This window comes from Caballeronia sp. LZ001 (assembly GCF_031450875.1).
In the GTDB taxonomy this organism is placed as follows: Bacteria; Pseudomonadota; Gammaproteobacteria; order Burkholderiales; family Burkholderiaceae; genus Caballeronia.
Genome location: NZ_JARTVX010000004.1, coordinates 1,009,478 through 1,035,732 on the forward strand (window position 1 = coordinate 1,009,478; position 26,255 = coordinate 1,035,732).

Annotated in this window: 22 protein-coding genes; 18 read left to right on the forward strand and 4 right to left on the reverse strand. The window is 61.9% G+C overall.

The annotated features are described in order from the left end of the window. Window positions 1–6: 6 nt before the first annotated feature. Both P9292_RS15205 and P9292_RS15210 read right to left on the reverse strand, forming a co-directional pair. Window positions 7–738 (reverse strand): Fic family protein, encoded by a 732-nt coding sequence (locus P9292_RS15205; RefSeq protein ID WP_309959838.1) that lies wholly within the window; start codon window positions 736–738, stop codon window positions 7–9. Continuing rightward, complete coding sequence (locus tag P9292_RS15210) at window positions 692–1,399, reverse strand: hypothetical protein (protein ID WP_309959841.1); 708 nt, start codon at window positions 1,397–1,399, stop codon at window positions 692–694. Before P9292_RS15210 ends, P9292_RS15205 begins: the two co-directional genes overlap by 47 nt. A gap of 300 nt (window positions 1,400–1,699) precedes the next feature. On the opposite strand from P9292_RS15210, the gene P9292_RS15215 reads away from it, so the two are divergent. From P9292_RS15215 to P9292_RS15255, 9 genes are read left to right on the forward strand one after another with little or no spacing between them, the layout of a single operon-like run. Continuing rightward, the gene (locus P9292_RS15215; RefSeq protein ID WP_284503398.1) at window positions 1,700–2,368 is read left to right on the forward strand and encodes a GntR family transcriptional regulator; all 669 of its coding nucleotides are present in this window, start codon (window positions 1,700–1,702) and stop codon (window positions 2,366–2,368) included. 34 nt (window positions 2,369–2,402) lie between these two features. Continuing rightward, window positions 2,403–3,209: an SDR family oxidoreductase gene (locus tag P9292_RS15220; RefSeq protein ID WP_309964042.1), complete on the forward strand. Its 807-nt coding sequence runs from the start codon at window positions 2,403–2,405 to the stop codon at window positions 3,207–3,209. Window positions 3,210–3,223: 14 nt separating this feature from the next. Beyond that, window positions 3,224–4,156 (forward strand): 3-keto-5-aminohexanoate cleavage protein, encoded by a 933-nt coding sequence (locus tag P9292_RS15225; protein ID WP_250467488.1) that lies wholly within the window; start codon window positions 3,224–3,226, stop codon window positions 4,154–4,156. Window positions 4,157–4,202: 46 nt separating this feature from the next. After that, window positions 4,203–4,949, forward strand: coding sequence for an N-acyl homoserine lactonase family protein (locus tag P9292_RS15230; protein WP_284503887.1), 747 nt, complete (start codon window positions 4,203–4,205; stop codon window positions 4,947–4,949). Window positions 4,950–5,001: 52 nt separating this feature from the next. Further along, the gene (locus P9292_RS15235) at window positions 5,002–6,135 is read left to right on the forward strand and encodes a sugar ABC transporter substrate-binding protein (RefSeq protein WP_244828735.1); all 1,134 of its coding nucleotides are present in this window, start codon (window positions 5,002–5,004) and stop codon (window positions 6,133–6,135) included. Window positions 6,136–6,165: 30 nt separating this feature from the next. Further along, a complete protein-coding gene (locus P9292_RS15240) occupies window positions 6,166–7,680 on the forward strand; it encodes a sugar ABC transporter ATP-binding protein (protein WP_250467486.1) in 1,515 nt (504 codons plus the stop codon). Between the two features lie 10 nt (window positions 7,681–7,690). After that, complete coding sequence (locus P9292_RS15245; protein WP_250467485.1) at window positions 7,691–9,790, forward strand: ABC transporter permease; 2,100 nt, start codon at window positions 7,691–7,693, stop codon at window positions 9,788–9,790. Window positions 9,791–9,825: 35 nt separating this feature from the next. Beyond that, window positions 9,826–10,767 (forward strand): 3-hydroxyacyl-CoA dehydrogenase, encoded by a 942-nt coding sequence (locus P9292_RS15250; RefSeq protein WP_250510363.1) that lies wholly within the window; start codon window positions 9,826–9,828, stop codon window positions 10,765–10,767. Window positions 10,768–10,795: 28 nt separating this feature from the next. After that, window positions 10,796–11,698, forward strand: a complete 903-nt coding sequence (locus P9292_RS15255; RefSeq protein ID WP_250467483.1) for an SMP-30/gluconolactonase/LRE family protein — start codon at window positions 10,796–10,798, stop codon at window positions 11,696–11,698. Between the two features lie 18 nt (window positions 11,699–11,716). On the opposite strand, the gene P9292_RS15260 is transcribed toward P9292_RS15255, so the two are convergent. Beyond that, window positions 11,717–12,502, reverse strand: coding sequence for a DUF3658 domain-containing protein (locus tag P9292_RS15260; protein WP_309959844.1), 786 nt, complete (start codon window positions 12,500–12,502; stop codon window positions 11,717–11,719). Between the two features lie 273 nt (window positions 12,503–12,775). On the opposite strand from P9292_RS15260, the gene P9292_RS15265 reads away from it, so the two are divergent. The 8 genes from P9292_RS15265 (at window position 12,776) to P9292_RS15300 (ending at window position 23,240) form a co-directional block, all read left to right on the forward strand. Then, window positions 12,776–13,168 (forward strand): response regulator, encoded by a 393-nt coding sequence (locus tag P9292_RS15265; RefSeq protein ID WP_309964044.1) that lies wholly within the window; start codon window positions 12,776–12,778, stop codon window positions 13,166–13,168. Between the two features lie 103 nt (window positions 13,169–13,271). After that, window positions 13,272–13,778, forward strand: coding sequence for a glycine zipper domain-containing protein (locus tag P9292_RS15270; protein ID WP_250493692.1), 507 nt, complete (start codon window positions 13,272–13,274; stop codon window positions 13,776–13,778). A 105-nt stretch (window positions 13,779–13,883) separates the two neighbouring features. Continuing rightward, window positions 13,884–15,053: an efflux RND transporter periplasmic adaptor subunit gene (locus P9292_RS15275; RefSeq protein WP_409015380.1), complete on the forward strand. Its 1,170-nt coding sequence runs from the start codon at window positions 13,884–13,886 to the stop codon at window positions 15,051–15,053. A 12-nt stretch (window positions 15,054–15,065) separates the two neighbouring features. Then, a complete protein-coding gene (locus tag P9292_RS15280) occupies window positions 15,066–18,269 on the forward strand; it encodes a multidrug efflux RND transporter permease subunit (protein ID WP_309959846.1) in 3,204 nt (1,067 codons plus the stop codon). Window positions 18,270–18,288: 19 nt separating this feature from the next. Next, window positions 18,289–19,761 (forward strand): efflux transporter outer membrane subunit, encoded by a 1,473-nt coding sequence (locus P9292_RS15285; protein ID WP_309964048.1) that lies wholly within the window; start codon window positions 18,289–18,291, stop codon window positions 19,759–19,761. Further along, complete coding sequence (locus P9292_RS15290) at window positions 19,758–21,023, forward strand: paraquat-inducible protein A (protein ID WP_250526980.1); 1,266 nt, start codon at window positions 19,758–19,760, stop codon at window positions 21,021–21,023. Before P9292_RS15285 ends, P9292_RS15290 begins: the two co-directional genes overlap by 4 nt. Then, window positions 21,016–22,668 (forward strand): MlaD family protein, encoded by a 1,653-nt coding sequence (locus P9292_RS15295; RefSeq protein ID WP_309959850.1) that lies wholly within the window; start codon window positions 21,016–21,018, stop codon window positions 22,666–22,668. Before P9292_RS15290 ends, P9292_RS15295 begins: the two co-directional genes overlap by 8 nt. Continuing rightward, complete coding sequence (locus P9292_RS15300; protein WP_309959852.1) at window positions 22,665–23,240, forward strand: PqiC family protein; 576 nt, start codon at window positions 22,665–22,667, stop codon at window positions 23,238–23,240. The genes P9292_RS15295 and P9292_RS15300 overlap by 4 nt, the downstream gene beginning before the upstream one ends. Before the next feature lie 8 nt (window positions 23,241–23,248). Here P9292_RS15300 and P9292_RS15305 read toward each other — a convergent pair whose 3' ends face one another. Further along, entirely contained in the window at window positions 23,249–23,629 is a 381-nt protein-coding gene (locus tag P9292_RS15305) for a nuclear transport factor 2 family protein (RefSeq protein ID WP_309959854.1), read from the reverse strand. Between the two features lie 184 nt (window positions 23,630–23,813). On the opposite strand from P9292_RS15305, the gene P9292_RS15310 reads away from it, so the two are divergent. Next, window positions 23,814–26,228 (forward strand): penicillin acylase family protein, encoded by a 2,415-nt coding sequence (locus P9292_RS15310; RefSeq protein WP_309959856.1) that lies wholly within the window; start codon window positions 23,814–23,816, stop codon window positions 26,226–26,228. Window positions 26,229–26,255 lie beyond the last annotated feature (27 nt).

Consider the following 26,255-nt stretch of genomic DNA (forward strand, 5'->3'; position numbering starts at 1 on the left):
TGCCGGCTAGCGTTCGCGGCGTGCGCGTTTCATCTCGAGGTATAACCGATTCGCCACTGGATCGTTCGCCATGTATGCAACGTCTTCGCCGCTGCTTTCCATTTGGCCATCGAGACCGGGTAACGCGGTGAGATGCGCAAGCAGACCGGTGTGAGAGACGGCATCGACAATCAACGGCGCGAAATAGCTATCGAGATGCTTGTCCGCCGGGCTCTCGATTTCCTTTGTGAGCGCTTCCAGATAGGCTTCTTTACGCGATGCGCTCCAGTTGATCGCGAAATTGGCCCGGTAACAAAGCTCGGCATGAACGATCAGCATGGTGCGGCCGTTTCCGTCGAGAAACGGATGCGCCCAGGCGAATGCGCCCATCACGGTTCCAGGCGCTTCTCGCATCTTCAGCGGATGGTTGCCGATGGCAAGACCCCATTCAACCGCGCGTTGACATTGTTCCGACGCTTCGAACTGAATGCGTTGCCCCTTGCCGACGAGTCTTGCCACGCCTAGCGAGTAACGATCTTTTCCCGCCCAGGGATAGAACTCGTCGAACAGAATTCCGTGGACCTCGAGGAAATGCTCATAAGCAATGTCGCCTCGCACCGAGCGCAAAAATGTCAGTGCCTTTTCGAGGTTTGCTTCGAAGAAGCCGTGCTCCTGATACTTCAGCTCGTCGAGATCCTTGATGCGTTCAATGTTACGCAGATAGCCTGCCGTCTCGTAGTCCCCGAACGGGTCGAACACGCCTCACCTCTTTCAAATGATTGGTCATCAAGCGTGCGAACTGACGCGCGTTGACAATGTCGTTCTTCTTCAGCAACACGAGCAACTTCCCTGTCAAGTCGAAGTCGACGTCGTCTCCAGCGGCGCGTGTCACAGCTTCCGCGAAGTCATCGAGCCCGGAGCGCCGGTATTCGATGCCATGCGACTTCGCAAGGCGCTCTACGAAACTCGCAACGCCTTGAGTGGGCAGCTCATCGATATTAGCGGGCAGCCCGGGCGTTTTGGTAACGTCTGTCTCGGCGCGCGGACGGACCACGTATTGCACCTGAATGCCGTCCCACCCGAGCTTGCGCTGAGTCCGGTTGGTTCCAATATCGACCAAGCAAACAGCGCGATCGCGTTCGCGTCGAATGGTCAAGCCGATGACATGCACGCCTAGTTTGTCGAACACTTCGAGAAGCAATATTTCCAGCCGCACGGCGAGTTGCGCTTTGCCCGCCGAATCTGGAACCGCCTTTGCAAAAATTCCGGATCCTAGTCTAACCAGCCGGCCATCGTCGATTTGATGCTGTATTGCCGTACTGAGGTGGGAGGCACTCGCAAGACCACTCAAGTCACGGCGAAGCACGACATTGCCTGCGCGTTTCTTCAATGAGATCGACAGCTTGCTATCCAGGTTCATGAAGCACCTCGGTTCGTCGACAAGGTAGTCATTATAAAACGATAAAAACGATTTAGATACATGAAGTTAGACGCGCATGAATTGCCTGATTACCAGCAACATATGCACGATGCTTTAACGTGTGATGCGCGTTTTCACCTATCAATCCCTCGTTGACTCCACGCCCATCACGTCCCACACTTCACTCCAAGCAAGTGTGATCACAGGTCACACAAACCATACGAAACCAAACCGGAGGCTGTGTTGGCGACTCGCACGACGACAGACCTTCCCGCGCTCGAAGTCGTGGCGCGCGAAACCATGGCCGGGCGCGTCTATGCGCAGTTGCGCGAGGCAATCATGACCGGCCGCTTCGCGCCTGGCCAGTTGCTGAGTCTGCGCAGCGTCGCGGAAGCGGTCGGGTCATCCACCATGCCGGTACGCGCCGCGCTCACGCGCCTGCAAGCGGAAGGCGCGCTGATCGACGGCGCCGGACGCGCGCTGATGGTCCCGCCCATGACGCTCGAATTGCTCGAGGAATTGCGCGACGTGCGCATCGCGCTGGAAGGCGCGGTCGCGAAACGCGCGGCATCGCGCATGAGCCGCGCGCATCTCACGCAATTGCAGGAAGTGTTCGACGAGATGGATGCCTACGTCGAAGCCGGCGATGCATCCGCTTATCTGCGCAGCAACTTCGAATTCCATATCGCGATCTACACGCACGGCGCAAGCGATCTCACGCTCGCGACCATTCAAAACTTGTGGATGCGCATCGGCCCGTTCCTGAACCTCGTCGCGCCGGACATTCCGCACATGCGCAAGTCGATGGCCGCGCATCGGCATATCGTCGATGCGCTTTGGCGCGGGGATGGCGAAGGCGCGCGCGCGGGCATCGAGGAAGATATCGGCGATGCGGCGGCCGATCTACAGGAACGGCTTCCGGCCGCTCATTCGGAAAGCGGCAACGGCGAGCAAAAGGCAAGCGCCTGAGTTTGTATTGAACGATAACAATGACGGAGACATGATGACGGTTCTTCAGATGCTGAAACCGCACGCGGGTTTGCGCGTGCTCGTGACAGGCGGCGCATCGGGCATCGGGCTCGTGATTGCGCGGGCCTTCGTCGATGCCGGCGCGCGCGTGCACGTGTGCGATGCGAGTCAGGAAGCCATCGACGCACTCGCCGAAGCCGAAGCCAGCACGGAACTCAACGCGATCACTTCGACGCTCGCGGATGTGTCGGATAAAGCGGCCGTGGAGCGCGTCTTCGCCGATGTCGAACGCGAGCTCGGCGGTCTCGACGTGCTTCTGAATAACGCGGGAATCGCGGGACCGACAGGCGGTATCGACGAGCTCGACGAGAAGGATTGGGAAGACACGGTCGATGTCAACCTCAACGCGCAGTTCTATTTCGCGCGTCGCGCGGTGCCGCTTCTGAAGCAGGCGCGCGATGGCGGCGCGATCATCGCGCTGTCGTCGGTTGCGGGCAGGCTCGGCTACGCCTTTCGCACGCCGTATGCCGCAACCAAGTGGGCGGTGGTCGGCATGACCAAGAGTCTTGCCATCGAGCTCGGACCGTCGAACATTCGCGTCAATGCAATTCAGCCGGGCATCGTGAAAGGGCCGCGTATCGAGCGCGTGATCGCGGCGCGTGCGAAGCAACTGAATCTGCCTTACGAAGAGATGGAGAAGCAATATCTCGCGAAGATTTCGCTGCGCCGCATGACGACGCCCGAGGAAGTCGCAGCCACCGCCTTGTTCCTGTGTTCGCCGGGCGGCAGCGGCATCTCGGGGCAGGCCATTTCGGTGTGCGGCAACGTCGAAGTGCTCTAAACCAAGGAGACGACATGGCAACGAGACGCAAGGTCATCATCACGTGCGCGCCCACGGGCGCAATTCATACGCCGTCGATGTCGCCGTATCTTCCGGTCACGCCGCAAGAGATCGGCGATGCGGCGCTCGCCGCCGCCAAGGAAGGCGCCGCGATTCTGCATCTGCACGCACGCGATCCGAACGATGGTCATCCCACGCAAGACCCCGCCGTGTTCCAGGAATTTCTGCCGCGCATCAAGGCCGAAACGAACGCCGTCATCAATCTGACGACGGGCGGCAGTCCGCACATGACGGTGGCCGAGCGTCTGAAGCCCGCGCATCACTTCAAGCCCGAAGTGGCGTCGCTCAACATGGGTTCGATGAACTTCGGTCTCTACCCGATGCTGGACCGCTTCAAGGATCTGAAGCACGAGTGGGAGCGCAAGCATCTGGAGAACAGCCGCGATCTCGTGTTCAAGAACACGTTCGCGGATATCGAATACATCCTCACGTCGTGCGGTGCGAACGGCACGCGCTTCGAATACGAATGCTACGACATCTCGCATCTCTATAACCTCGCGCATTTCGTCGATCGCGGGCTCGCCAAGCCGCCTTTCTTCGTGCAAAGCGTGTTCGGTCTGCTCGGCGGTATCGGGCCGCATCCGGAAGACCTCGCGCACATGCGCCGTACCGCCGACCGTCTCTTCGGCAAGGACTATGTCTGGTCGATTCTCGGCGCGGGCCGTAACCAGATCACACTCGGCTCCATTGGTCTCTCGCAAGGCTCGAACGTGCGCGTGGGCCTGGAAGACTCGCTGTGGATAGAACCGGGCAAGCTCGCCGAATCGAGCGCGGCGCAAGTGCGCAAGATTCGCCAGGTTATCGAAGGACTGTCGCTCGACATCGCCACGCCTGACGAAGCGCGTGAGATGCTGAAGCTGAAGGGCGCAAGCGAAACCAACTTCTGAGCCAGAGGACATCGTGAACGACAGGGCAAAGCTGAAAGTAGTCGCCATGCCGACGGGCTGGCTGACCGTCGATCGCTCGTCGCAAGTGTATGGCCGCTATTTCGGCCAGCAGATCAAGGTGCCGGTGTGGTCCACGGCAATCGTCGGGGCCGGCAAGAAGATCGTCGTCGATACCGGCATTCATGATCCGGGCTGGGTTTCGAACTTCGTGTGTCCGTGCGAGCAGGCGCCCGAAGAGAAGCTCGAACGCGCGCTCAAGGAGTACGTGGGATGGAGCGCGGATGACGTCGATATCGTCATCAACACGCATCTGCATTACGACCACTCGGGCGGCAACACGCTCTTTCGCAACGCACGCTTCATCGTGCAGGCAAGCGAATGGGAATACGCGGGGCATCCATTGCCGACGCAGGCCACGTATTACCAGGAGTTTCTGATCGGCCGCGAGCCGCTGGCGTATTTTCGGTGGCAGTTCGTGCATGGCGTGGCCGACATCGTGCCGGGCGTGCGCGTGGTGCCGACGCCGGGACATACGCCGGGGCATCAGTCCGTCGCGGTGGACACCGAAGACGGCGTCGTGCTGATCGCGGGCGACTGTGCGAACTGCATGGAGAACATCGTGGATCTGGTGCCCGTTGGCATCGTGCATGAAACGCTGGCGGAGTTCAGCTCGCTTTCGCGGATTCGCCAGATCGCGGATTTCGTCATACCCGGACACGATCCCAACGTCGTGCCCGGCAGCGCGGGTATTGCACTGCCGGCGAGTGCTCGCTTGCCGCATGTTCCGAAGTAAAAGCGCGCAATAGCAGAAGCGGTAAAAACCATACGAAGACCCGGAGGAAGACATGAAAGCATTGACGCAGACAATTCGTCGTGCGAAACGCACGGCGTTCGGTTTGGCGCTCGCGACGACGCTCGGTATCGCGATGACAGGGCAGGCCGCAGCGGCGGACAAGTACAAGGTGTTTCTGTCGATGAGCTATGTCGGCAACGACTGGCAGACCGAAGCCGCGAACATGGTGAAGGCAATGGCCAACACGCCCGCGCTCAAGGACAAAGTCGATCTCGAAGTGCAGGTCGCGGGCACCGACGCACAGAAGCAGATTCAGCAGATCAACTCGATGGTGCAGGCAGGCGCGAAAGCCATCGTGATCTATCCGATCTCGCCGACGGCGCTCAATCGCGCGATCAAGAACGCGTGTTCCAAGGGCGTGGTGGTCGCGGCCTACGACGGCGAAGTGACCGAGCCGTGCGCGCATAACGTGACCATCGATCAGCATCAGGCAGGCACCGTCACCGCGGAATGGCTCGCGAAGACCATCAACGGCAAAGGCAATATCGTGGTCGTCAACGGCGTGCCGGGCACGTCGGTGGACCGCGCGCGCACCGAAGCGGCAAAGGCCGTGTTCGCGAAGTTCCCCGGCATCAAGATAGTCGCCGAAGGCACCGGCATGTGGAGCCAGGCGACGGCGCGCACGGAACTCTCGAAGATTCTCGCGACGAATAGCTGGGACAAGATCGACGGCCTGTGGATGCAGGTCGGCTGCTTCACGGCGGCGTCGATGCAGCTCGAAGCCGGTATCGCCGATGACAAGATCAAGCCGTGCGCGGGCGAATCGTCGAACGGGCATCGTGTGCAGATGCTGCCGCCGGGAACGGTCAAGGGCGAGGGCACGTATCGCTCGATCGGGTATCGCTCGATCTCGTATGGCGCGCCGCCGTACTCGGGCGCCATGGCGCTCAAGATGGCCGTGCAGAAGCTCGACGGCAAGGACTTTCCGCCGCGCGTGACACTCAAGCTCCCGCTCGTGCTCACGCAGGATTCGAAGCTGTGCAAGACGGGCAGTATCGAGGAACTGAAGGCGGGCTGCACGGCCTTCATGCCGGACAAGGTGCCGCCGGGCTGGTTCGCCGACATCTATTCGGAAGACACGAAGGAAGTGGGCTTCAACGCGGCGCTCACCGGCAATCAGGACTGAGCGACATCTAAAGGTTAAGGGAGGCAAGCGATGACATCCCTTGCGATCGACCTGTCGAACGTGACGAAGCGCTTCGGCGCCACTGTCGCGCTCGACGGGGCGTCGTTCTCCGTCAAACGCGGCGCGGTGCATGCGCTGCTCGGCGAGAACGGCGCGGGCAAGTCCACCACGGTGAAGCTGCTGTCGGGTCTCATGCAGCCCGACGCCGGCAGCATTCGCGTGATGGGTCGGGACGTGGCGATGAAAGGCCCGAAGGACGCGCATCGGGCGGGCGTGCAGACCGCGTTTCAGGAGATGACACTCGTGCGCGATCTCACCGTCGCGCAGAATCTGTTGATGTCGTACGAGCCGACCGGCTTTCTCGGGCGCATCAGGAAGCGCGAGGCGCAACGCCAGGCGGCCGAATGGCTCGACAAGCTGGAACTGTCAGACGTGCGTCCTGGCGCTTATATACGCGACCTGTCGTTGCCGGTGCGGCAGAAGATCGAGATCGCCAAGGCCATCGTGCGCGCGCCGCAAGTGTTGCTGCTCGATGAACCGACCTCCGCGTTATCGGGCCGCGACGTGGCGTGGCTTTCGCGCCGTATCGACGAGATGAAGACGCAGGGCGTGACCTTCGTGTTCATCTCGCACCGGATGCAGGAAGTGCGCGAGTTCTGCGACAGCCTCACGGTGTATCGGAATGGCAAGGACGTCGGTGCTTTCGATACCGCCGATATCTCCGATGACGAAGTCATTCGTCTCGTGATCGGCCGCTCGATGGAAGCGAAGTATCCGCCGAAGGTCACGCCGCCTGTGCTGACGGAGAACCACGGCGCGCCTGCAATTGAAGCACGCGGCATACGTGTCGATGGCGTCGTGAGCGACTTCGATCTCAAGCTGAAAGTGGGCGAAGTGCATGGCATCGCGGCGTTGCAGGGCATGGGCCAGCGCGAGATGTTCGAGGCGCTCTTCGGCGCGAGCTTCATCGACGATGGCGAGATTCGTATCGACGGCAAGCCGGTTACGTTGACGTCCACGGCGGATTCGCTCAAGGCCGGCGTCGCGACGAGCTTCCTGCCTGAAGACCGCAAGACCGAAGGCTTGTTCCTGCGCTTGCCGGGCGGCGAGAACGTATCGCTGCCGGTGATCGGACGCTACTCGCGTTTCGGCTTGATCGACCGCAAACGCGAACAGGCGGCCATACGCCGCTCGCTTGCGCAGATGGAAGTGAATCCGCGTGCGCTCTACAAGCCGTGTCTTTCTTTCTCGGGCGGCAATCAGCAAAAGATCGCGATGGCCAAATGGCTGCTCACGCAAAGCCGCGTGTGGCTCATGTTCGACCCGACGCGCGGTATCGACGTAGGCACCAAGCATCAGATATTCGTTTTGATGCGTGCGTTCGCGGCGGCGGGCGGCTCCGTGCTGTTCTATTCGACGGACGTGCCCGAACTCGTCAACGTGTGCGACTGCGTGTCGGTGATGTATCGCGGCCGCAATGCGGGCGAGCTCGAAGGCGAGGCGCTTACCGAAGAGAACGTGATGCGCAAGATGCTATCCAGTTGAGGAGTTGCATATGAAAATAGCCATAGCGTCGCCAGAAAGCGAGATCGTGAGGCCCGGCGCGCGCGTGGGAATCGGCGCACGCATCGACCATCATCGCGGGCTCATCATCGCGATCGGTGCGTTGCTCGCCATGCTCATTGCGTGGGTCGCGCTATCCGCCACGCCGGTCGGCATGTACGACATCGGTTCGGTCATATCGAGCAGCACGACGCTCGCGCTCGCGGCCATCGGGCAGACCATCGTCGTGCTGTCGGGCGGGTTCGATTTGTCGGCGTCGGCGGTCGTGTCGCTGGCCAACGTGCTCGCGGTGCGCTTCGTGCAAGGCTCGCCCGTCGAGCAGTGGGCGGGCGTCGCGCTCATCATCGCCATAGGCGGCGGCATCGGCCTCGTCAACGGCGCGCTGATCGCGTGGTTCCGCTTGCAATCCATTGTCGTTACGCTCGCGACGATGTTCATGGTGCAAGGCGTCACGCTGCTCATCCAGAACAAGCCGGGCGGCAGCATCGGCGAACAATTCGGCGGCTTTCTCACGGCCGACCTGATTCCCGACAAGATACCGATGTCGGCTGTCCTGCTCGTCGTGGCTTTGCTCGTGTGGTCGTTCATCAAGCGCACGCGCTTTGGCGTCGGTCTCTATGCGCTTGGCAGCGACCCCGATGGCGCGTATGCCAACGGCATGCCGGTCACGCGTTATCGCATCGCGACCTATGCGCTCGCAGGCATGTTCTACGCGGCAGCGGGCCTATACGTGTCGGCGCAGACGGGCTCGGCCGATCCGCTCGTCGGCCGCCCGCTCCTGCTTTCCATGTTCACGGCGGTCGTGCTCGGCGGCACGTTGCTTGGTGGCGGTCGTGGCGGTTGCGTTGGAAGCGTGTTCGCCGCAATGACGCTGATGATCACGGTGAACATTCTGCTCGTCTTGAACGTATCGGCGTTCTTCACGACGATTGCCGAAGCCGTGATCCTGATTCTCGCGGTGCTCGGTTCTTCCATCGGCAAGCAGTCGGCGGCGCACGAGTGCGCGCGGCAGGCTTCGCAATGGCTCAAGGCCGTGCGAACGGGCACGCGTGCACGCGATGACGGCCATGCGCGGCACGTGGCGTTCGAAGTCGGCGATTATCGTCCCATCGAGAACAAGGAGTTGAAGGGCCGCGCGATCCCGGACTGGATCGAGCGCAATCGCGAATGGGTCAAGTACGTGATTCCCGCGTACCTGCTGTTCTTCGGCGTGGTCGTCATCACGGGCTTCGTCTATGGTCCGGGCGTGCTGATCAGCGCGAACTTCTATAGCAGCCTGCTCACGCTGACCTTGTTTCTCGCGGTCCTCGGTCTCGGTCAAGGCGCGGTCATTCTCACCGGCGGTCTCGATCTGTCGATGCCGTGGCTCATCACGCTATCGGGCGTACTGTTGACGGGACTCACGCATGGCTTGAACGGCGCCGCGGTCTGGGCGGTGCCGGTCGTGCTCGGCGTGGGCCTGCTCGTGGGCATCTTCAACGGCGTGGGCGTCGTCATGCTCGGCTTGCCGCCGATTGTCGTGACGCTGGCGGCGAACGGCCTGCTGCAAGGTCTCACGCTCATCTATTGCAATGGCTCACCGCAAGGCTGGACGCCGTCCGTGATCAGCGAGTTCGTCAATGCTCGTCTCGGTCCGCTGTCGCTAGCCGCCTGGAGCGTGCCCCTGTTTCTCGCGATTGCCTTGTTGTTGTTGCATCGGACGCCGTTCGGCAGGCGCGTCTATGCGGTCGGCAATTCGCCGATTGCCGCGCGTCTTTCCGGCGTGCGCGTCGGCTCCACGTTGATCGCGGTGTATTGTCTTTCGGGTCTGTGTTCCGCGCTCGTCGGCTTGCTGCTCGCGGGCTTCAGTTCGCAGGCGTTTCTCGGCATGGGCGATCCTTATCTCTTGCCTTCCATTGCCGTGGTCGTGGTCGGCGGCGCGCTCATCACGGGCGGACGCGGTCACTATCTCGGCGTGTTCGGCGGAGCGCTTCTGCTTACCGCGCTCGGCACTTTGCTCGCGGGCACGACCGTGCCGCCAGCGGTCCGCGACATCATCAATGGCCTCGTCGTTCTCGCCGCGGTGATTACGTTGCGCGACAAGCGAGGTTGACGAGCCGCTCATAAAAACCGGAGGAGACACAAGAAATGAACCCAAGGCAAATAGCGATCATCGGTACCGGACGCATCGGCAGGGCGTGGGCCATCGTGTTTGCGCGCGCGGGCTTCAGCGTGAATCTGCATGATGCGTCGAAGGACATGCTGAACGGCGCGATCGCTTCGATACGGGAAAGCGTGGACGACCTCGCGTCGTTCAAGCTGACCGACGAGTCGACCGATGCCATCGTCGCGCGCATCAAGACTTGCGAGTCGCTCGAAGAAGCCGTGTCCGACGCGGCTCTCGTGCAGGAGAACATCGCGGAGATGGTCGAACCCAAGCGCGAACTATTCGCGCAACTCGACCGCCTGACTCATCCCGATGCGCTGCTTGCCAGTTCGACCTCGGGCCTGCCTGCATCGACCTTTACGCAAGGCTTGAAGGGCGGCGCGCGCTGCCTCGTCGCGCATCCGGTGAATCCGCCTTCGCTCGTGCCGCTCGTCGAGCTATGCGGCGCGCCGTGGACCGCGCCCGAAGCGATCGAACGAGCGCGCGCCATCTACGAAGCGGCGGGACAGAAGCCCGTGACCGTGAATCGTGAAATTTCGGGCTTCCTGCTCAACCGCCTGCAAGGCGCGGTGCTCGACGAAGCGCTCAGTCTCTATGCGCAGGGTTACGCCACGGCGGCCGACCTCGATACGGTCATGCGCGATGGTCTCGCCATGCGCTGGTCGTTCATGGGTCCGTTCGAAACGATCGATCTGAACGCGCCAGGCGGCGTCGCGGATTACGCGGCGCGCTATGGCGGCACGTATCGCAACATCACGGCGACGCGCGTGCCTTTCGACTGGCCCGAAGAGATATTGACTAAGCTCGACGCCGAACGCCGCGCCGTTCTGCCGCGCGATCAGATCGAAAACCGCAGTAGCTGGCGCGATCGCAGGCTGATGGCGTTGATCGCTCACCGCCTCGCGGACAAGGACAAGGCGTAGCCACGCCACAACCAGGAAGGAGACGACGATGCCCGAAACCCGCTTGCTGGTCGATGCCAACAATCATCTGGGTGAAGGACCGCTTTGGGACGTGAAGGAGGAGAAGCTCTACTGGATCGACAGTACCGCCGCCGAAATCTATAGCTGCCGCGCCGATGGCAGCGAGGTCGAACGCTACTTCGTGCCGCGTCATATCGGTTCCATGGCGCTGCGCGAACAAGGCGGCGCGGTGGTCGCGCTCGCGAACGGGCTGCATTTCTACGATTTCGACTCGCAGACGGTGCAGTTCATAGGCGACCCGGAAAGCGACGATCCCGAAACGCGCTTCAACGACGGCAAGGTGGATCGGCAAGGGCGGTTCATTGCGGGCACCATGTCTTACGACTTCGATCGCTACTTTGCGGATCGCGGCCAGCGTTCCACCAAAAGCGGCGGACTTTATCGGCTCGATACGGACGGCAAGATCGCGCATCTGGACAGCGGCATCAGTTGTTCGAACGGTCCATGCTGGAGCCCGGACAACCGCACTTTCTACTTCACCGACACGTATAGCAAGGAGATGTACGCGTACGACTACGACATCGAAACGGGCGCCATATCGAACAAGCGGCTGTTTGCTTCCGCGCGCGACATGGCCGGCACATTCGATGGCGCGACGGTCGATTCCGAAGGCTACGTATGGTCCGCGCTGGTGTTCGGCGGGCGCATCCTGCGCTTCGCGCCCGATGGCTCGCTCGACCGTGTCGTGCCGTTTCCGGTTCGCAATCTGACGAGCGTGATGTTCGGCGGCCCGAATCTCGACATTCTTTACGTCACGACGATGGGCCGCCCGATGTGGGGCATTCCGCAGAAAGAGCGCGACAAGGGTGGTCTTTTCGCGGTGACGGGACTCGGCGTGACAGGCCTTCCAGAGCCGCGTTTTGCGGGGTGAGATTCGAACGCCCGACGCTTAACTCTTTACGATCCACACCGAGTCGAGATCGTGGGCGTCGCCTTCCGTTACCGTCAACTTGCCTGCCTCGATGAGGCGGGCAAAGCGCCACTTGCAAAAGAGATCGCTGCGTCCCGAACGATGCATAGCCGCGCCAAGCATCTCGCTGCTTGCGAGCTTGGCCGGGGCGCCCGACGCGAGCGCGATGAAGTCCGCGTCGTAATGATCGATAGGATGCGAAGCGAGCTTGCCGTCTTCCCACACCCGCACGGCCTCGCCATCTTCCTTGAGCGCGGCCCATTCGTTTGCGAATTGCGCGCGCAGGCCGGCGCTTGCGGGCTTGCGTGCCGCGACGAGCGCGGCGGCCGCGCCGACATCCAGCGCCAGCGCTTGTCCCTTGGGAATCGCGCGAGCCACGGCGCGCAGGCTCGCATCGATTTCGCTCACGGGCACGTCCGCGTCGCGCAGCCACCAGTGCGCGCGTCGACGCAGCGCTTGTTCCACATCGCCTGCCTCGGCCCAGATCACTACCTCGGACGCCTGAGTCGTCAGGTCGGCGAGGCGCCGGTTCATGTCGCGTAACTCGCCATACCAGTCCATCGACGCTTCGTCTTGCGGATCGAAGCCGCCGCACGCGTAGAGCGCCTTCATGAAGCCGACGCGCGCATCGGGCGAGCCGGTGTCGACATCGACGAGCGGGCCGATCGAGCCATCGTCGAGGATATCGATGACGGGATTGCGCAACGCCGTGCGCAACATGGCCGCGGCCGAGCCGCCCTGACATAGGTGATGGATGGTTTTCATCGGATTCTCCTCTTCAACGACATACCTTCAACGACACATCGCCGACCCCTCCGGCGCGTGAAGCCGCAGACTATAGCGGAATTCGTATCTCGAATTTAGCGGTCGGTCCCGGTTTTCTTCCCGGACCGGGTCCCCGCTTTATTCCTCACCGCGCTCATGGGACTAAAGTCCAATACCGGTTCAAGAGCTGCGCGCCTATTCTCCAGCGAGAAATCAAGAGCCGGGGCGTGGACACAGCGCCTCGTGGTGCTGCCGAACTTCACGCCTGATCCAATGAGCGATGCGACGCCAACCGTGGCCGTGGTCGATGACGACGAATCGGTCTGCCGGGCACTCAAGCGGCTGCTGCGTGCGGCCGGCATGGCGTCGGCGAGCTTCGGCAGGGGCGACGCGTTGCTCGCCGCACTCGACGAAAACGACGCCGCATGGCGGCCCGACTGCATCGTGCTCGACGTGCAGATGCCAGGCATCAACGGGCTGGAAGTGCAACGGCGTCTGGCGGGCACCGACATGCCGATCGTCTTCGTCACGGCTCACGACGATCCCGCCGTGCGCGATACGGCGCTCGCCGCGGGAGCCGCGGCCTATCTGCATAAACCATTCGACGACGAAGTGTTCATCGGCGCGGTGCGCGCGGCCATTGCACGCGTGCGCGAGGCGCCATGACGTCCTTCCCGGCACCGCATAAAACGACGACACATGGAACGAGGGCCGGTTGCGTGACGCAGACGGTCAGGCATCGACGAAAACACTGAGAGGGAGTACCGAAATGAACAGCACGTTTCAAACCGCGCGGAGCCGGCGCGTGCGCCTGTCATCGAGCTTGGCGCTCATGCTTGCGACCGCGGTAACGCTCGAAGCAGCCGCGCAGCAGGCGATCTATTACCCGGCGCGCGGTCAAAGCCAGAGCCAGCAGGGCAATGACGTATCGCAATGCCAGCAATGGGCGAAGCAGAACACCGGTATCGATCCGATGGCACTCGCGCAGCAGGCTAACCAGCCACCGCCAACGCAGCAACAGGGCGGACGCGTGCGTGGCGCGGCGGGCGGGGCGGCAGCGGGCGCCGCGATGGGTGCGATAGCCGGTGACGCGGGCAAGGGCGCGGCAGCGGGTGCGGCGGGCGGTGCAGTAATGGGCGGGGTGCATCAACGGCAGCAGCGGCGTGCGGCCGCGTCGCAGCAGCAGGCCAATCAGCAACAGGTCTCGCAGGAGATGACGACCTTCAACCGGGCCGTGTCCGCCTGCATGACGGGACGCGGCTACACCGTGCAATAGACGCGAGCCACGCGAGCGGAGACACTTATGCCGACTTCACCTTTGCGGATCTTCAAAGCCCCCGCTCCGGCTTCGTCGGCGTTCGTGCGCTGGCGGCGCGCGGGCATGCGCTTCGTCGGCGTCTCGTTGATGTTCGCCATCGCGGCATGCGAGAAGCAAGCGAGCGCGCCCAAGCCCGCCGCGCCCGAAGTCACCGTGATGACCGTCGAAGGCCACGACACGCCCGTCACGTTCGAATTCGTCGCGCAGACGCAGAGCTCGCGCGAAGTGGAGATCCGCGCACGCGTGGAAGGCTTCCTCGAAAAGCGCCTCTACACCGAAGGCGCGCTCGTGAAAGCAGGGCAGGTGATGTTCCAGATGGATCGCAAGCCGTTCGAGGCTTCGCTGCAAACCGCGCGCGGCCAGCTCGCGCAACAGCAGGCGCGGCTCACCGTGACCAAGGCGAATCTCGCGCGGGTGCGTCCGCTCGAAGCGCTGAACGCCGTCAGCAAGAAGGATCTCGACGACGCCATCGGCAACGAGAAATCCGCACAGGCTTCGGTGATCGCCGCGCAAGGCGAAGTACAGAACGCCGAACTCAATCTGGGCTACACCACCATCAAGAGTCCGCTCACTGGCTTGTCGAGCTATGCGCGCATGCAGGAAGGCAGCTATCTTTCGGCAGGCAATTCGAGCCTGCTGACTTCCGTCGCGCAACTCGATCCCATGTGGATCAACTTCAGCCTTTCGGAAAACGAGGTCTTGAGCTATCGCGATCAGATCGCGAAAGGACGCCTGACCGCGCCCGCTGACAAGCGTTATATCGTCGAAGTCATTCTCGCCGATGGCTCGCGCTATCCGGATACCGGCCCGGTCGATTTCTTCGCGCCTTCGTATAACACGGACACGGGCACGTTCCTCGTGCGCGCGGTGCTGCCGAACGAGGCCGGGCAGTTGCGCCCCGGCCAGTTCGTGCGCGCGCTGGTGCATGGCCTCACGCGGCCGAACGCCATTCTCGTGCCGCAACGCGCCGTGTTGCAGGGCGCGAAAAGCCACTACGTATGGTTGCTCGACAAGGACGGCAAGACGCCGCGCGAGCAAGTGGTGGAGGTGGGCGACTGGCTCGGCGACAACTGGTTCATATCGGATGGTCTGCGCGCGGGCGACCGCGTGATCGTCGATGGCGCGATACGCGTGTCCGCGGGCGCGCCCGTCAACGTGAAGGGCGATGCCGCGCCCGTTGCGCCGCCAGGCGAAGCGACCATCAAGGTCGAGCCAGCCCAACAGGCGAAGTGAGCGAAGGCCGCCATGAAATTCTCTCACTTCTTCATCGACCGGCCTATCTTCGCGATGGTCGTGTCGATCGTCATCACGCTTGCGGGCGTCATCGCCATGCTCGCGTTGCCGATCGCGCAGTATCCGGACATCACGCCCGCGCAGGTCACGGTGACGGCTCAGTATCCCGGCGCAAGCGCGGATGTCGTCACCAACAACGTGGCCGCGCCGATCGAGCAGCAGGTGAACGGCGCGGACAACATGATCTACATGAACTCGTCGAGCTCATCGACGGGACAAATGACGCTCAACGTGTTCTTCGATATCGGCACCAACCCGCAACTCGCGCAAGTGGACGTGCAGAATCGCGTGAACCTTGCACTGCCGCAGTTGCCGCAATCGGTGCAGGCGCAAGGGGTGCAGGTACAGAAGAAGTCGTCGGCGTTCATGATGGTGATCGCCATCTATTCGCCGAGCAACCGCTACGACGCGACATATATCGCCAACTACGCGAACATCTACGTGCTCGATGCACTGAAGCGCATTCCCGGCGCGAATCAGGCGAGCATCTTCGGCTTTCCGGATTACGCCATGCGCATCTGGCTCAAGCCCGAACGCATGGCACAGCTCGGCGTGACGCCTTCTCAAGTGCAGAGCGCGGTGTCCAATCAGAACCAGCAGTTTGCGGTGGGCAGTATCGGACAATCGCCGACGGGCACGCCCGTGCAGCAGTCGTTCGCCGTCACCACCACGGGACGGCTCGCCACGCCTGCCGAGTTCGAGAACATCATCATTCGCGCGCAGAACGGAGGCGCCGCTATCGTGCGCTTGAAAGACGTGGCGCGCGTCGAACTCGGACAGAAAGATTACTCGATCCGCAGCCGCTTTCAGGGCAAGCCCGCAACGGTGATCGCCGTGTATCAGCAGCCGGGCGCGAACGCGCTCGATGTATCGAAGCAAGTGCGCGCCACGCTCGAACAGATGAAGAAGTCATTTCCGGAAGGGATCGACTATCGCGTTTCGATGGATACCACCGAGTTCACGCGCGCTTCGATCGCCGATGTGATCCACACCTTCTTCGAAGCACTCGTGCTCGTGGTGATCGTCGTGTATCTGTTCCTGCAGAGCATACGCGCGACGCTCATTCCGGTGCTGGCGGTGCCGGTGTCGATCGTCGGCACGTTCGTGGGCATGTCGCTGCTCGGCTTTTCCATCAACATGCTCACGTTGTTCGGGATGGTGCTGGCGATAGGGATCGTGGTGGACGATGCCATCGTCGTGATCGAGAACGTCGAGCGCAACATGACGGTCTTCAAGCTGCCGCCGAAAGAAGCCGCGAAGCGCGCAATGGACGAAGTCTCTGGACCGGTCGTCGCTATCGTGCTCGTGCTGTGCGCGGTGTTCGTGCCCGTGGCGTTTCTCGGTGGCATCACCGGGCAGTTGTACAAGCAGTTCGCCATCACGATCGCCATATCCGTGGTGTTCTCCGGGATCGTTGCGTTGACCTTGTCGCCCGCGCTCGCGGCGCTGTTGCTCAAGCCCGAGCATGGCAAAAAGGCGCGCTTTTTCGTGTGGTTCGACAACGGCTTCGCGAAGATGACGCGCGGTTATTCGCGCTCGGTGGCGTTCGTCATCAAGCGCTCGGTCCTCATGTTGCTGATCTTCGCGGGCATGATCGGCCTTTCGATCTGGATGGTGAAGTCGATACCCACGAGCTTCTTGCCGCCCGAGGACCAGGGGTATCTGCTCGGCGCGGTGATCATGCCCGATGCCGCGAGCCTCGACCGCACCGGAGAAGTCTCGGAACGCGTAACCGATTACTTCATGAAGCAGCCAGGCGTGGACAGTATCACCACGGTGGATGGCTTCAGCCTGCTCGACAGTCAGACGAAGAACAACGCGGGTACGTTCTTCGTCGGCTTCAAGAGTTTCGATGAGCGCTACTCGTCCGCGAACATTCGCACGCAAAATGCGCGCGCCGTGCTGCTCGGCGCGTACAAGAATTTGTCCACGGTGAGTCAGGGTATCGTGCTGCCCGTCAATCCGCCTTCCATTCCGGGCCTTGGCACGACGGGCGGTTTGGAGATGTGGATACAAAGCAAGGGCGATGCGGGCAGCGCGCAGATATCGGCCAGGGTGCAGGATTATCTGGCGAAAGCGAAGCAACGGCCCGAATTGCAGGGCGTGACATCCACGTTCAACGCCAACGCGCAACAGCTTCAGGTCGAAGTGGATCGTGCCAAATCCGAAACGCTCGGCGTTCCGGTGCAGGATGTCTACAGCGCGATGCAGACCATGTTCGGTTCGCTCTACGTCTCGCAGTTCAACAAGGACAGCCGTCTGTGGCAGGTGATCCTGCAGGCGGAATCGTCGGAGCGTCGCACGCCCGAGGACTTGAATCGCATCTTCGTGCGCGGCAGTTCAGGCGAAATGGTGCCGTTGAAATCCGTGGTCACGTACAAGTACGTGACCGGTCCCGATCTGATCACGCGCTTCAACAATTTTCCCGCGGTGAAGATCACGGCCAACGCCGCGCCCGGTTACAGCACGGGGCAGGCCATGGCCGCGCTGCAGGACATTGCGACGAGCACGTTGCCGCAGGACTACGGTATTGCGTGGAGCGGTCAGGCATACGAGGAACAGAGCTCGGGCAGCTCATCGGCGATGGTGTTCGTCTTCGGCCTCGTCATGGTGTTCCTGATTCTCGCCGCGCAATACGAGAAGTGGTCGTTGCCGATGGGCGTCTTGCTCGCCGTGCCCTTCGCCTTGTTCGGCGCACTGCTCGCCATTCTGCTGCGCGGGCTCGACAACAACGTGTACTTTCAGATCGGCCTCACCATGCTCGTTGCGCTCGCGGCGAAGAACGCCATTCTGATCTTCGAGTTCGCGGTGCTCAACCGCGAAGCGGGCAAGTCCATCTACGAGTCCGCGATGACCGCCGCATCCGAGCGCCTGCGCCCGATCGTGATGACATCGCTCGCGTTCATTCTCGGCTGCGTGCCGCTCGCGATTGCGACGGGGGCATCGGCGAATAGCAGGCATTCCATCGGCACGGGTGTGATCGGCGGGATGCTGGGCGCCACGCTCATCGCCGTATTCTTCATCCCGATGTTCTATTACGTCATCGAGACCATGAGCGCCAGGTTCGGGTCGAAGAAGAAAGGCGAAAGCAAGGGCGAAGCGGGTTCATCGCCCGCGGCGGACCATGACGGGCCCGCGACGCATGGAGGCGAATGACATGCGCTCAAACATAGCCATGAAACCGTCATCGCGTGTGATCGTGCTGATCGTGTCGTCGATGCTCGGCGGTTGTCTGCTCGGGCCGAATTACGAGCGTCCCGCCATCGAAACGCCCGATAGCTTTCGCTTCGCCGCACAGCAATCGAACGAGATCGCCAACACGGCATGGTGGGAGCAATTTCAGGACCCCGCGTTGAATCAGTTGATCGCCATTGCGTTGCAGGAGAACAAGGATGTGAAGATCGCGGCGGCGCGCGTCCATGAATTCCTCGGGCAATTTCAAGTCACGCGTTCGCAGCTGTTTCCGCAAGTGGGATTGGGCGCGAATGCCGAGCGCGAGCGCTTACCCATCGGGTCCGCGCAATTGCCGCCGGGCGTAGGCACGGTCATCAATCAGTATCAGCTCGCGTTGAATGCTTCGTGGGAAATAGACGTGTTCGGGCGCTTGCGGCGTCAGACGGAAAGCGCACGCGCTAGTCTGCTTGCAAGTGAGGAAGGCCGCCGAGCGACTATTTTGTCGTTGGTGGCTTCGGTGGCATCGACCTACATCACGCTCGTTTCGCTCGACCGGCAACTCGATATTGCGCGAGCCACGGTCAAGAGCCGGCAGGAGTCCGTGATCGTGTTCGGCCTGCGCTTTCAATACGGCGAAGTCTCGCAGATGGAACTGGCGCAGTCGCAGTCGGAGTATCAGGCCGCGCTCGCGACGATTCCGCAACTCGAACAGCAGATCGCCACGCAAGAAAACGCGTTGTCCATTCTGCTGGGCCGTAATCCGCAAGGCATCGCACGCGACCGCGAACTCGACGATCTGGCCACGCCGCAAGTCCCAGAAGGTCTGCCCTCGGAGTTGCTCACGCAGCGGCCGGATCTGCGTCAGGCGGAGCAGAACCTGATCGCGGCGAATGCGCAGATTGGCGCGGCGCGGGCGCTGTATTTTCCGTCGATATCGCTCACGGGCCTCTTCGGCACTGCAAGCACGCAATTCTCGCAACTCTTCACGGGAGCGGCGCGCGTGTGGTCGTTCGCGGGTGCCGTGACGCAGCCCATCTTCACGGGCGGAGCGATCAGCGGACAAGTAAAGGCGGCGGAGGCGCAGCAGCAACAAGCGCTTTTCTCCTATGAAAAAGCGATTCAAGTGGCGTTTCAGGATGTCGACGACAGTCTCATCACGCTAACCAAGAGCCGCGAAGCACGCGATGTGCAGGGCCGTCAGGTCGATGCCTTGCGTACCTATGCCAATCTCGCGCGGCTGCGTTACGAGGGTGGCTACACGAGCTATATCGAAGTGCTTGATGCGGAACGCAGCCTCTTCCAGTCGCAGTTGAGCTATACGCAGACGCAGGCCGCCGCGCTCAATGCCATGGTTTCGCTCTACAAGGCGATGGGCGGCGGCTGGGTCGCGGAAGCCGAGCAACGCACGGCAGTGGTCTACGACACGCGCGGCGCGGTGGTCAAACGCGATGCGAAGGACGAGCCATCGCCATGAACGCGCGCGCCAACATGCGTTTGATCGCCTGTCACGAATGCGATCTCCTGCAACATGAAACCGTGCTGCAAAGAGGCGGCGTCGCGCGCTGTGCACGTTGCGGCGCGCCGCTGTATCGCAATCGTCCCGATGGACTGAATCGCGCGCTTGCCTGCACGCTCGCCGCCCTCACGATGTTCTGCATCGCCAATGCGTTTCCTATCGTGGGACTCGAAGTGAGCGGCACGGTGGTTCAAACCACCCTGCTCGGCGCGGTGCGTGTGCTTTACGCCGATGGCATGTGGCCCATCGCGGGGCTCGTGCTCGCGACCACGTTCATCATGCCGCTTGCCGAGATGTGCGCCATGGCGTGGCTGCTCGTTCCACTGAGCAGGGGCTACGCGCCGCGTGCCGGACGTGCCGCCTTTCGCGCGTTGCATACGGTGCGGCCGTGGGGCATGACCGAGGTGCTGATCCTCGGCTTTCTCGTGGCGCTCGTGAAACTTGCGCATATCGCGAGTGTCGTGCCTGGCCTTGCGCTCTTTGCATTCGGCGGCGTCATGCTGCTGATCTCGGGCGCTTCGGCATCGTTCGATCCGCGCGAGGCATGGGCATTGATCTACAAAAGCAGCCTCGCCGATGCCCCTGCTTATCGCGGCCACGCGCGCACCGCGAAACAAGCGGGCTTCTTCGTCTGTCACGATTGCGCGCTCGTTTCCAAGGCGCCGCCGCATGCACACGACGGAAACTGTCCGCGTTGTCATGCACGGCTGCACTTTCGCAAGCCCGACAGCATCGAGCGAACGTGGGCGCTGCTGATCGCCGCGATGGTGCTCTACGTTCCCGCCAACGTGCTGCCCGTGATGGATACGAGTTCGCTCTTCGGCGCGCAGAAGGACACCATCATGAGCGGTGTCGCGTATCTGTGGACTTCGGGTTCATGGCCACTCGCGGTGCTGGTGTTCATCGCGAGCATTGCCGTGCCCATGCTCAAGATACTCGCGCTGCTCATGCTCGTCGTCAGCACGCAGATGCGCTCGCGCTGGCTGCCCGCGCGGCGTACGAAGATCTATCGCATCGTCGAGTTCGTCGGTCGCTGGTCGATGCTCGATATTTACGTGATCACCGTGCTCGTCGCGCTCGTGCAGTTCAATGCGCTGGCGACGATACGCGCGGGCGCCGCCGCCATTGCTTTCGGTGGAGTCGTCGTGCTGACGATGTTCGCGGCAATGGCATTCGACCCGCGTCTCATCTGGGACGCCGCGGACCAAGGACATGGCTGAACCTCCCGATATCAAGCGAGCGCCTCCGGATGAATTTCCCGAAGCCTTGCCCGCCCGCCGCCCGCGCTTCGGCATTTCGCTGATCTGGCTCGTGCCGTTCATCGCGGTGCTGATCGGCGGATGGCTCGCGGTGCAGGCCATCCTCGAGAAAGGTCCGACGATCACCATTACTTTCAACACGGGCGAGGGGCTCGAAGCGGGCAAGACCAAGCTCAAGTACAAGAACGTGGATATCGGCACGGTCAAGAGCGTGGTGCTCGCGCCGGATCACAAGCGCGTGATCGCATCGGCGGAAATGGCGAAGGATGCGGAACACATGCTCGTCGACGACACACGCTTCTGGGTCGTGCGCCCGCGCATTTCAGGCGGCACGGTGTCGGGCCTCGGCACGTTGATCGGAGGCGCGTTCATCGGCGTGGATGTGGGCGTGAAGAGCGCGAAGCGTCACGACTATACCGGGCTCGAATCGCCGCCTGTCATCACGGCGGACGTGCCGGGGCGCGAGTTCGTGTTGAAGAGCCCGACCATGGGTTCGCTCGATGCCGGTGCACCGATCTACTTCAGGCGTCTCCAGGTGGGACAGGTGACCGCCTATGAGCTCGATGCGGACGGCATGGGCGTGACCATCCACATTTTCGTCAACGCCCCTTACGACAAGTACGTCAAGCTCGATACGCGCTTCTGGCAGGCGAGCGGCGTGGACGTCAAGCTCGATTCGACCGGTGTGAAGATGGACACGGAATCGCTCGTCGCGATACTCGTGGGCGGGCTCGCATTCGAAACGCCGGCGCCCTTGAAAGAGCTCGCCGATAGCTCGAATCATCAGGATCTGGCGGAAGCGCCTGCGAGCAGCGTGTTCCAGCTCTTCGGAACACGCCCCGAAGCAATGAAGCGGCATGATCGTATCGTCGATACCTACGTGTTCAATTTCAAGGAATCGGTGCGCGGTCTGTCGGTCGGCGCGGAAGTGGATTTTCGCGGTATCGTGCTCGGCGAAGTGACGGCGATCAATACGCAATACGATCCGGTGCGGCGGGAATTCAGCATCCCGGTACGCGTGAACTTCTATCCGGAACGCTTCACCATGCGCATACGGGCAGGCGACAAGACGGGACGTCTCGTGCCCGACCGGCATCAGCTCTTGGAATACATGGTCGAGCACGGCTTTCGCGGGCAATTGCGTACCGGTAGCATCCTGACGGGGCAGCGCTATATCGCGGTCGATTTCTTCCCGAACACGCCGAAAGAAAAGATGGACACAAGCGGCGATCCGCCGGAAATTCCGACCGTGCCGGGCGGCTTGCAGTCATTGCAGGACTCCGTGCAGGCACTCGTGGCGAAGTTCAACAAGATTCCGATCGAAGGGATCAGCAATGACCTGCGCGATACGCTCAAACAGGCGCAGGTGCTTATCAAAACGCTCGACACCGACGTCGCGCCACAAGCGAAGGCAACGCTCGCGGCTGCACGCGATGCGCTCGGCGCGACGAGCCGCGCGTTGCAGAGCGACTCGCCGTTGCAGACCAGCACCGCCGAAACCATGCGTGAGTTGTCGCGCACGGCCGCTGCATTCCGCAATCTCGCGGAGTATCTCGAACAGCATCCGGAAGCGATTCTGCGCGGCAAGCCGGAGGATAAAAGGTGATATACCGTTTCTTCGTTCCAGCGCTCATCGTCATGGTCGGTGCGTGTGGTGCGTCGCCCAAGGCCGCGTTCTATACGTTAAGTCCCGAAGCCACACTGCAACCCGCCGCGAATGTCAGGCCCGTTCGCGTGACCGTGGGGTCCGTGACGGTTCCCGACCTTGTCGACAAGCCGCAAATGATCACGCGAACCATGCCGAACGAAGTGACTGTGAACGAGTACGCGCGCTGGGGCGAGCCGTTGAAAGAGAATATCGCGCGTACGTTGGCGGCGGATTTGTCGCGCGTGCTTGGCGTGGATAATGTGTCGATTTATCCGCCGAGTGCGGATATCAAGACCTATCAGCTACGCGTCGATGTGATGCATTTCGAATCCGTCATCGACGATTCCGTCACGCTCGATGCCCTCTGGAGCCTTCGCGCCCCCGATGGTGTGTCGCATTTCGACGGGCACACGCTCGTGCACGAAAACACGAAAGGCGATGGTTTCGCCGCCATCGCCGCGGCGCATAGCCGCGCGCTCGCGCAGATGAGCCGGCAGATCGCGGCCGCGCTCGGCGAGATGCGGCAATGAACGAGGAATCATGCCGTAATCGAATCGCCTTCGGGCGCTTCGTGCGGCAGCGTCCAGCCGAAGAATACCTGCGCGTCGTGCAGCTTGCCGGCTCGTATCGAGAGAATCTCCGAGTTGCGAAAGGCCTTGCCGTCGAGCATGCGCGCATCGTACGTGACGAACACATGTTCGCCGTCCTGTTTCATATGAACGAGGTCGAAGGTGACGATTGCGTTCGCGTTCGGCCAGCAACGCGCGAAGTAAGTCGCGCGGTCGAGACGGTTATCGCGAGGACTCGTGAAATGGAAGTCTTTCGCGATGAGCGCTTCGATAGCGGCACGATCCTTCCTCACATACGCTTTATAAAGACGTCGCGCGACTTCAACCGGGTCGAGAGTTTCGTCGGGCATGAGTTTCTCCTTTGCGATAGGCTTCGGGTTGCGTGCGCGATTCATCGTCACGTCTCATACGACGTTCGAGCGGTCGCGGAATCGACGCATGGTCACGCGTCGTGCGCAAAATCCAACAATAGCTTCGCATGAGACTTGAGTCGGAGGCGTGTATTGCCGGCTCTTGTCGACAGGAGACGGTTACATGCCAGCAAGACGCCTTATTTCCGCGCTGCTCAGCGCTGCATTGCTCGCCTCATTTCCCATTCAATCCGCCCTCGCGGACGATACCCCCACCGAAACGATCACCGTGGCAGGACTTTCCGAGCCTTCGGACCTCCTGGTGGATCGCTGGGGCGTGCCGCATATCTACGCGGCCAACGACAGCGACGCGTTCTTCGTGCAAGGCTTCAACGCCGCGCGCGATCGTCTGTTCCAGATCGATCTATGGCGTCGTCGCGGGCTTGGCGAACTCGCCGAAGTCTTCGGGCCCGCGTATGTCGAGCAGGACAAGGCCACGCGGCTCTTTCTCTATCGCGGCGACATGGAGACCGAATGGAAGCGCTATGGACCCGATGCCAAGCCGGCCGCGACGCGCTTTGCAGCAGGCGTCAACGCGTATATCGACTGGCTTGCCGCACATCCGGACCGCATGCCTTATGAGTTTCGCAAAGTCGGTTACTGGCCCGCGAAGTGGGGCGCGGACGATGTCGTGCGTATCCGCAGTCATGGCCTGACGCGTAATTTGACGAGCGAAGTGGCGCGTGCGCGCGTCGCATGCAAGAGTTCGCTCGATGCCGATGCGGTGCGCTTCGGTTTGCAGCCACAGTGGAAGCCGCAGATGCCCGCGGGTCTCGATCCATGCCTGCCCGACGATGTTCTCAAGGTCTTCACGCTGGCGACGCAAGGCGTGCGCGTGACGAAGGAATCGCTCAAGAGCGCGGATGCATCGACTTCGATGATGGCCGCTGCCGACAATCCCGAGGAAATCACCGAGGGCAGCAACAACTGGGTGGTCGCGCCGGGCAAATCGGCGACGGGCCGCGCGATCATGGCGAACGATCCGCATCGCGCTTATGCCGCGCCGAGCCTGCGCTATATCCAGCAGATCAGCACGCCGACGCTCGATATCATCGGTGGCGGCGAGCCTTCCTCGCCGGGCATATCCATTGGTCATAACGGGTCCATTGCGTACGGTCTCACGATCTTCAACATCGATCAGGAAGATCTCTACGTCTACGAGTTGAACCCCGCCGATGCGCGGCAGTACCGCTACAAAGGTGAATGGGAGCCGATGCATGTCGTGCACGAGACGATCAACGTACGCGGCGCGGCGCCCGTCAAAGCGGACCTACTGTTCACGCGTCATGGTCCCGTCATCTACACGGAAGACAGCAAGCATCGCGCATTCGCCGTGCGTACCGCATGGCTCTCGCCGGGTATGTCGCCTTACTTCGATTCCATGCGCTACATGCGCGCGAAGAACTATGCGCAGTTCAAGTCGTCGCTTGCGACCTGGGGCGCGCCCACGGTGAATCAGGTCTATGCGGACACGCAAGGCAACATTGCTTGGGTGCCAAGCGGCCTTGCGCCTGTTCGTCCGAACTGGGATGGCCTCATGCCCGTTCCCGGCGATGGCCGCTATGAATGGTCCGGGTTTTGGCCGCGCGACGCAATGCCTTCGGTCTATAACCCGTCGCAAGGTTACTTCACTACATCGAATGAAATGAATCTGCCGGCGGGCTATCCCTATGCCGAACGCAAGCTCGGATTCGAATGGACCAACGGCTCGCGGCATCAGCGTATCGACGAAGTGTTGAAGTCGCTAGACAAGGTATCGATCGAAGATTCCGAGCGCTTGCAAAACGATGATGTGTCGATACCCGCACGTCGTCTCGTCGCGTTGTTGCAGCCTCTTTCCGGCGACGATGCCGACACGCGCGCGGCACTCGGCATGCTCAAGGGCTGGGATGCGCATATGCGCGCCGATTCGGCACAGGCCGCGCTCGAAGAGGTCTGGCTCTCGCGACATCTCGGCCGCGCATTCAAGCAAGCTGTCTTGCCGAAGGACGCGGCGGCTTCATTCGGTGCGCCGGACACGGCCGTGATGCTCGACTCGCTCGAACATCCGGCCGCGCGTTTCGGTGACAACGCTGAGGCGAAACGCGATGCCGTGTTGCTGTCGAGCCTGCGCGACGCTTATGCGGAGATGTCGCGCTTGCAAGGCAACGACGCCACGCGCTGGCAGTGGGGCGGGCTTCAAACCAATCTCAACGCGCATCCACTGGCCGATGCCGTCGATGCCGACACGCGCGCAAAGCTCAACGTCGGGCCCATGGGCAAGGGCGGCAGTGCTTATACGCCGAATCAATCGACGTATCGCGCAAGCGATTTCCGCGAGACCAATGGACCATCGTTTCGCGTGATCGTCGATGTCGGCAATTGGGATGCATCGCGCGCGGTGAATCTGCCGGGCGAATCGGGCGATCCGGATAGCCCGCATTACCGCGATCTCGCGCAGATGTGGCTCGATGGCGACTACTTCCCGCTGCTCTATTCGCGTAAGGCCGTCGAGGCCGCGACCGAGAAGCGCGTGCACCTTGTTCCAGAGACGCGTTGATCGCGCTTGAGTTTTTAGCAGGACGAT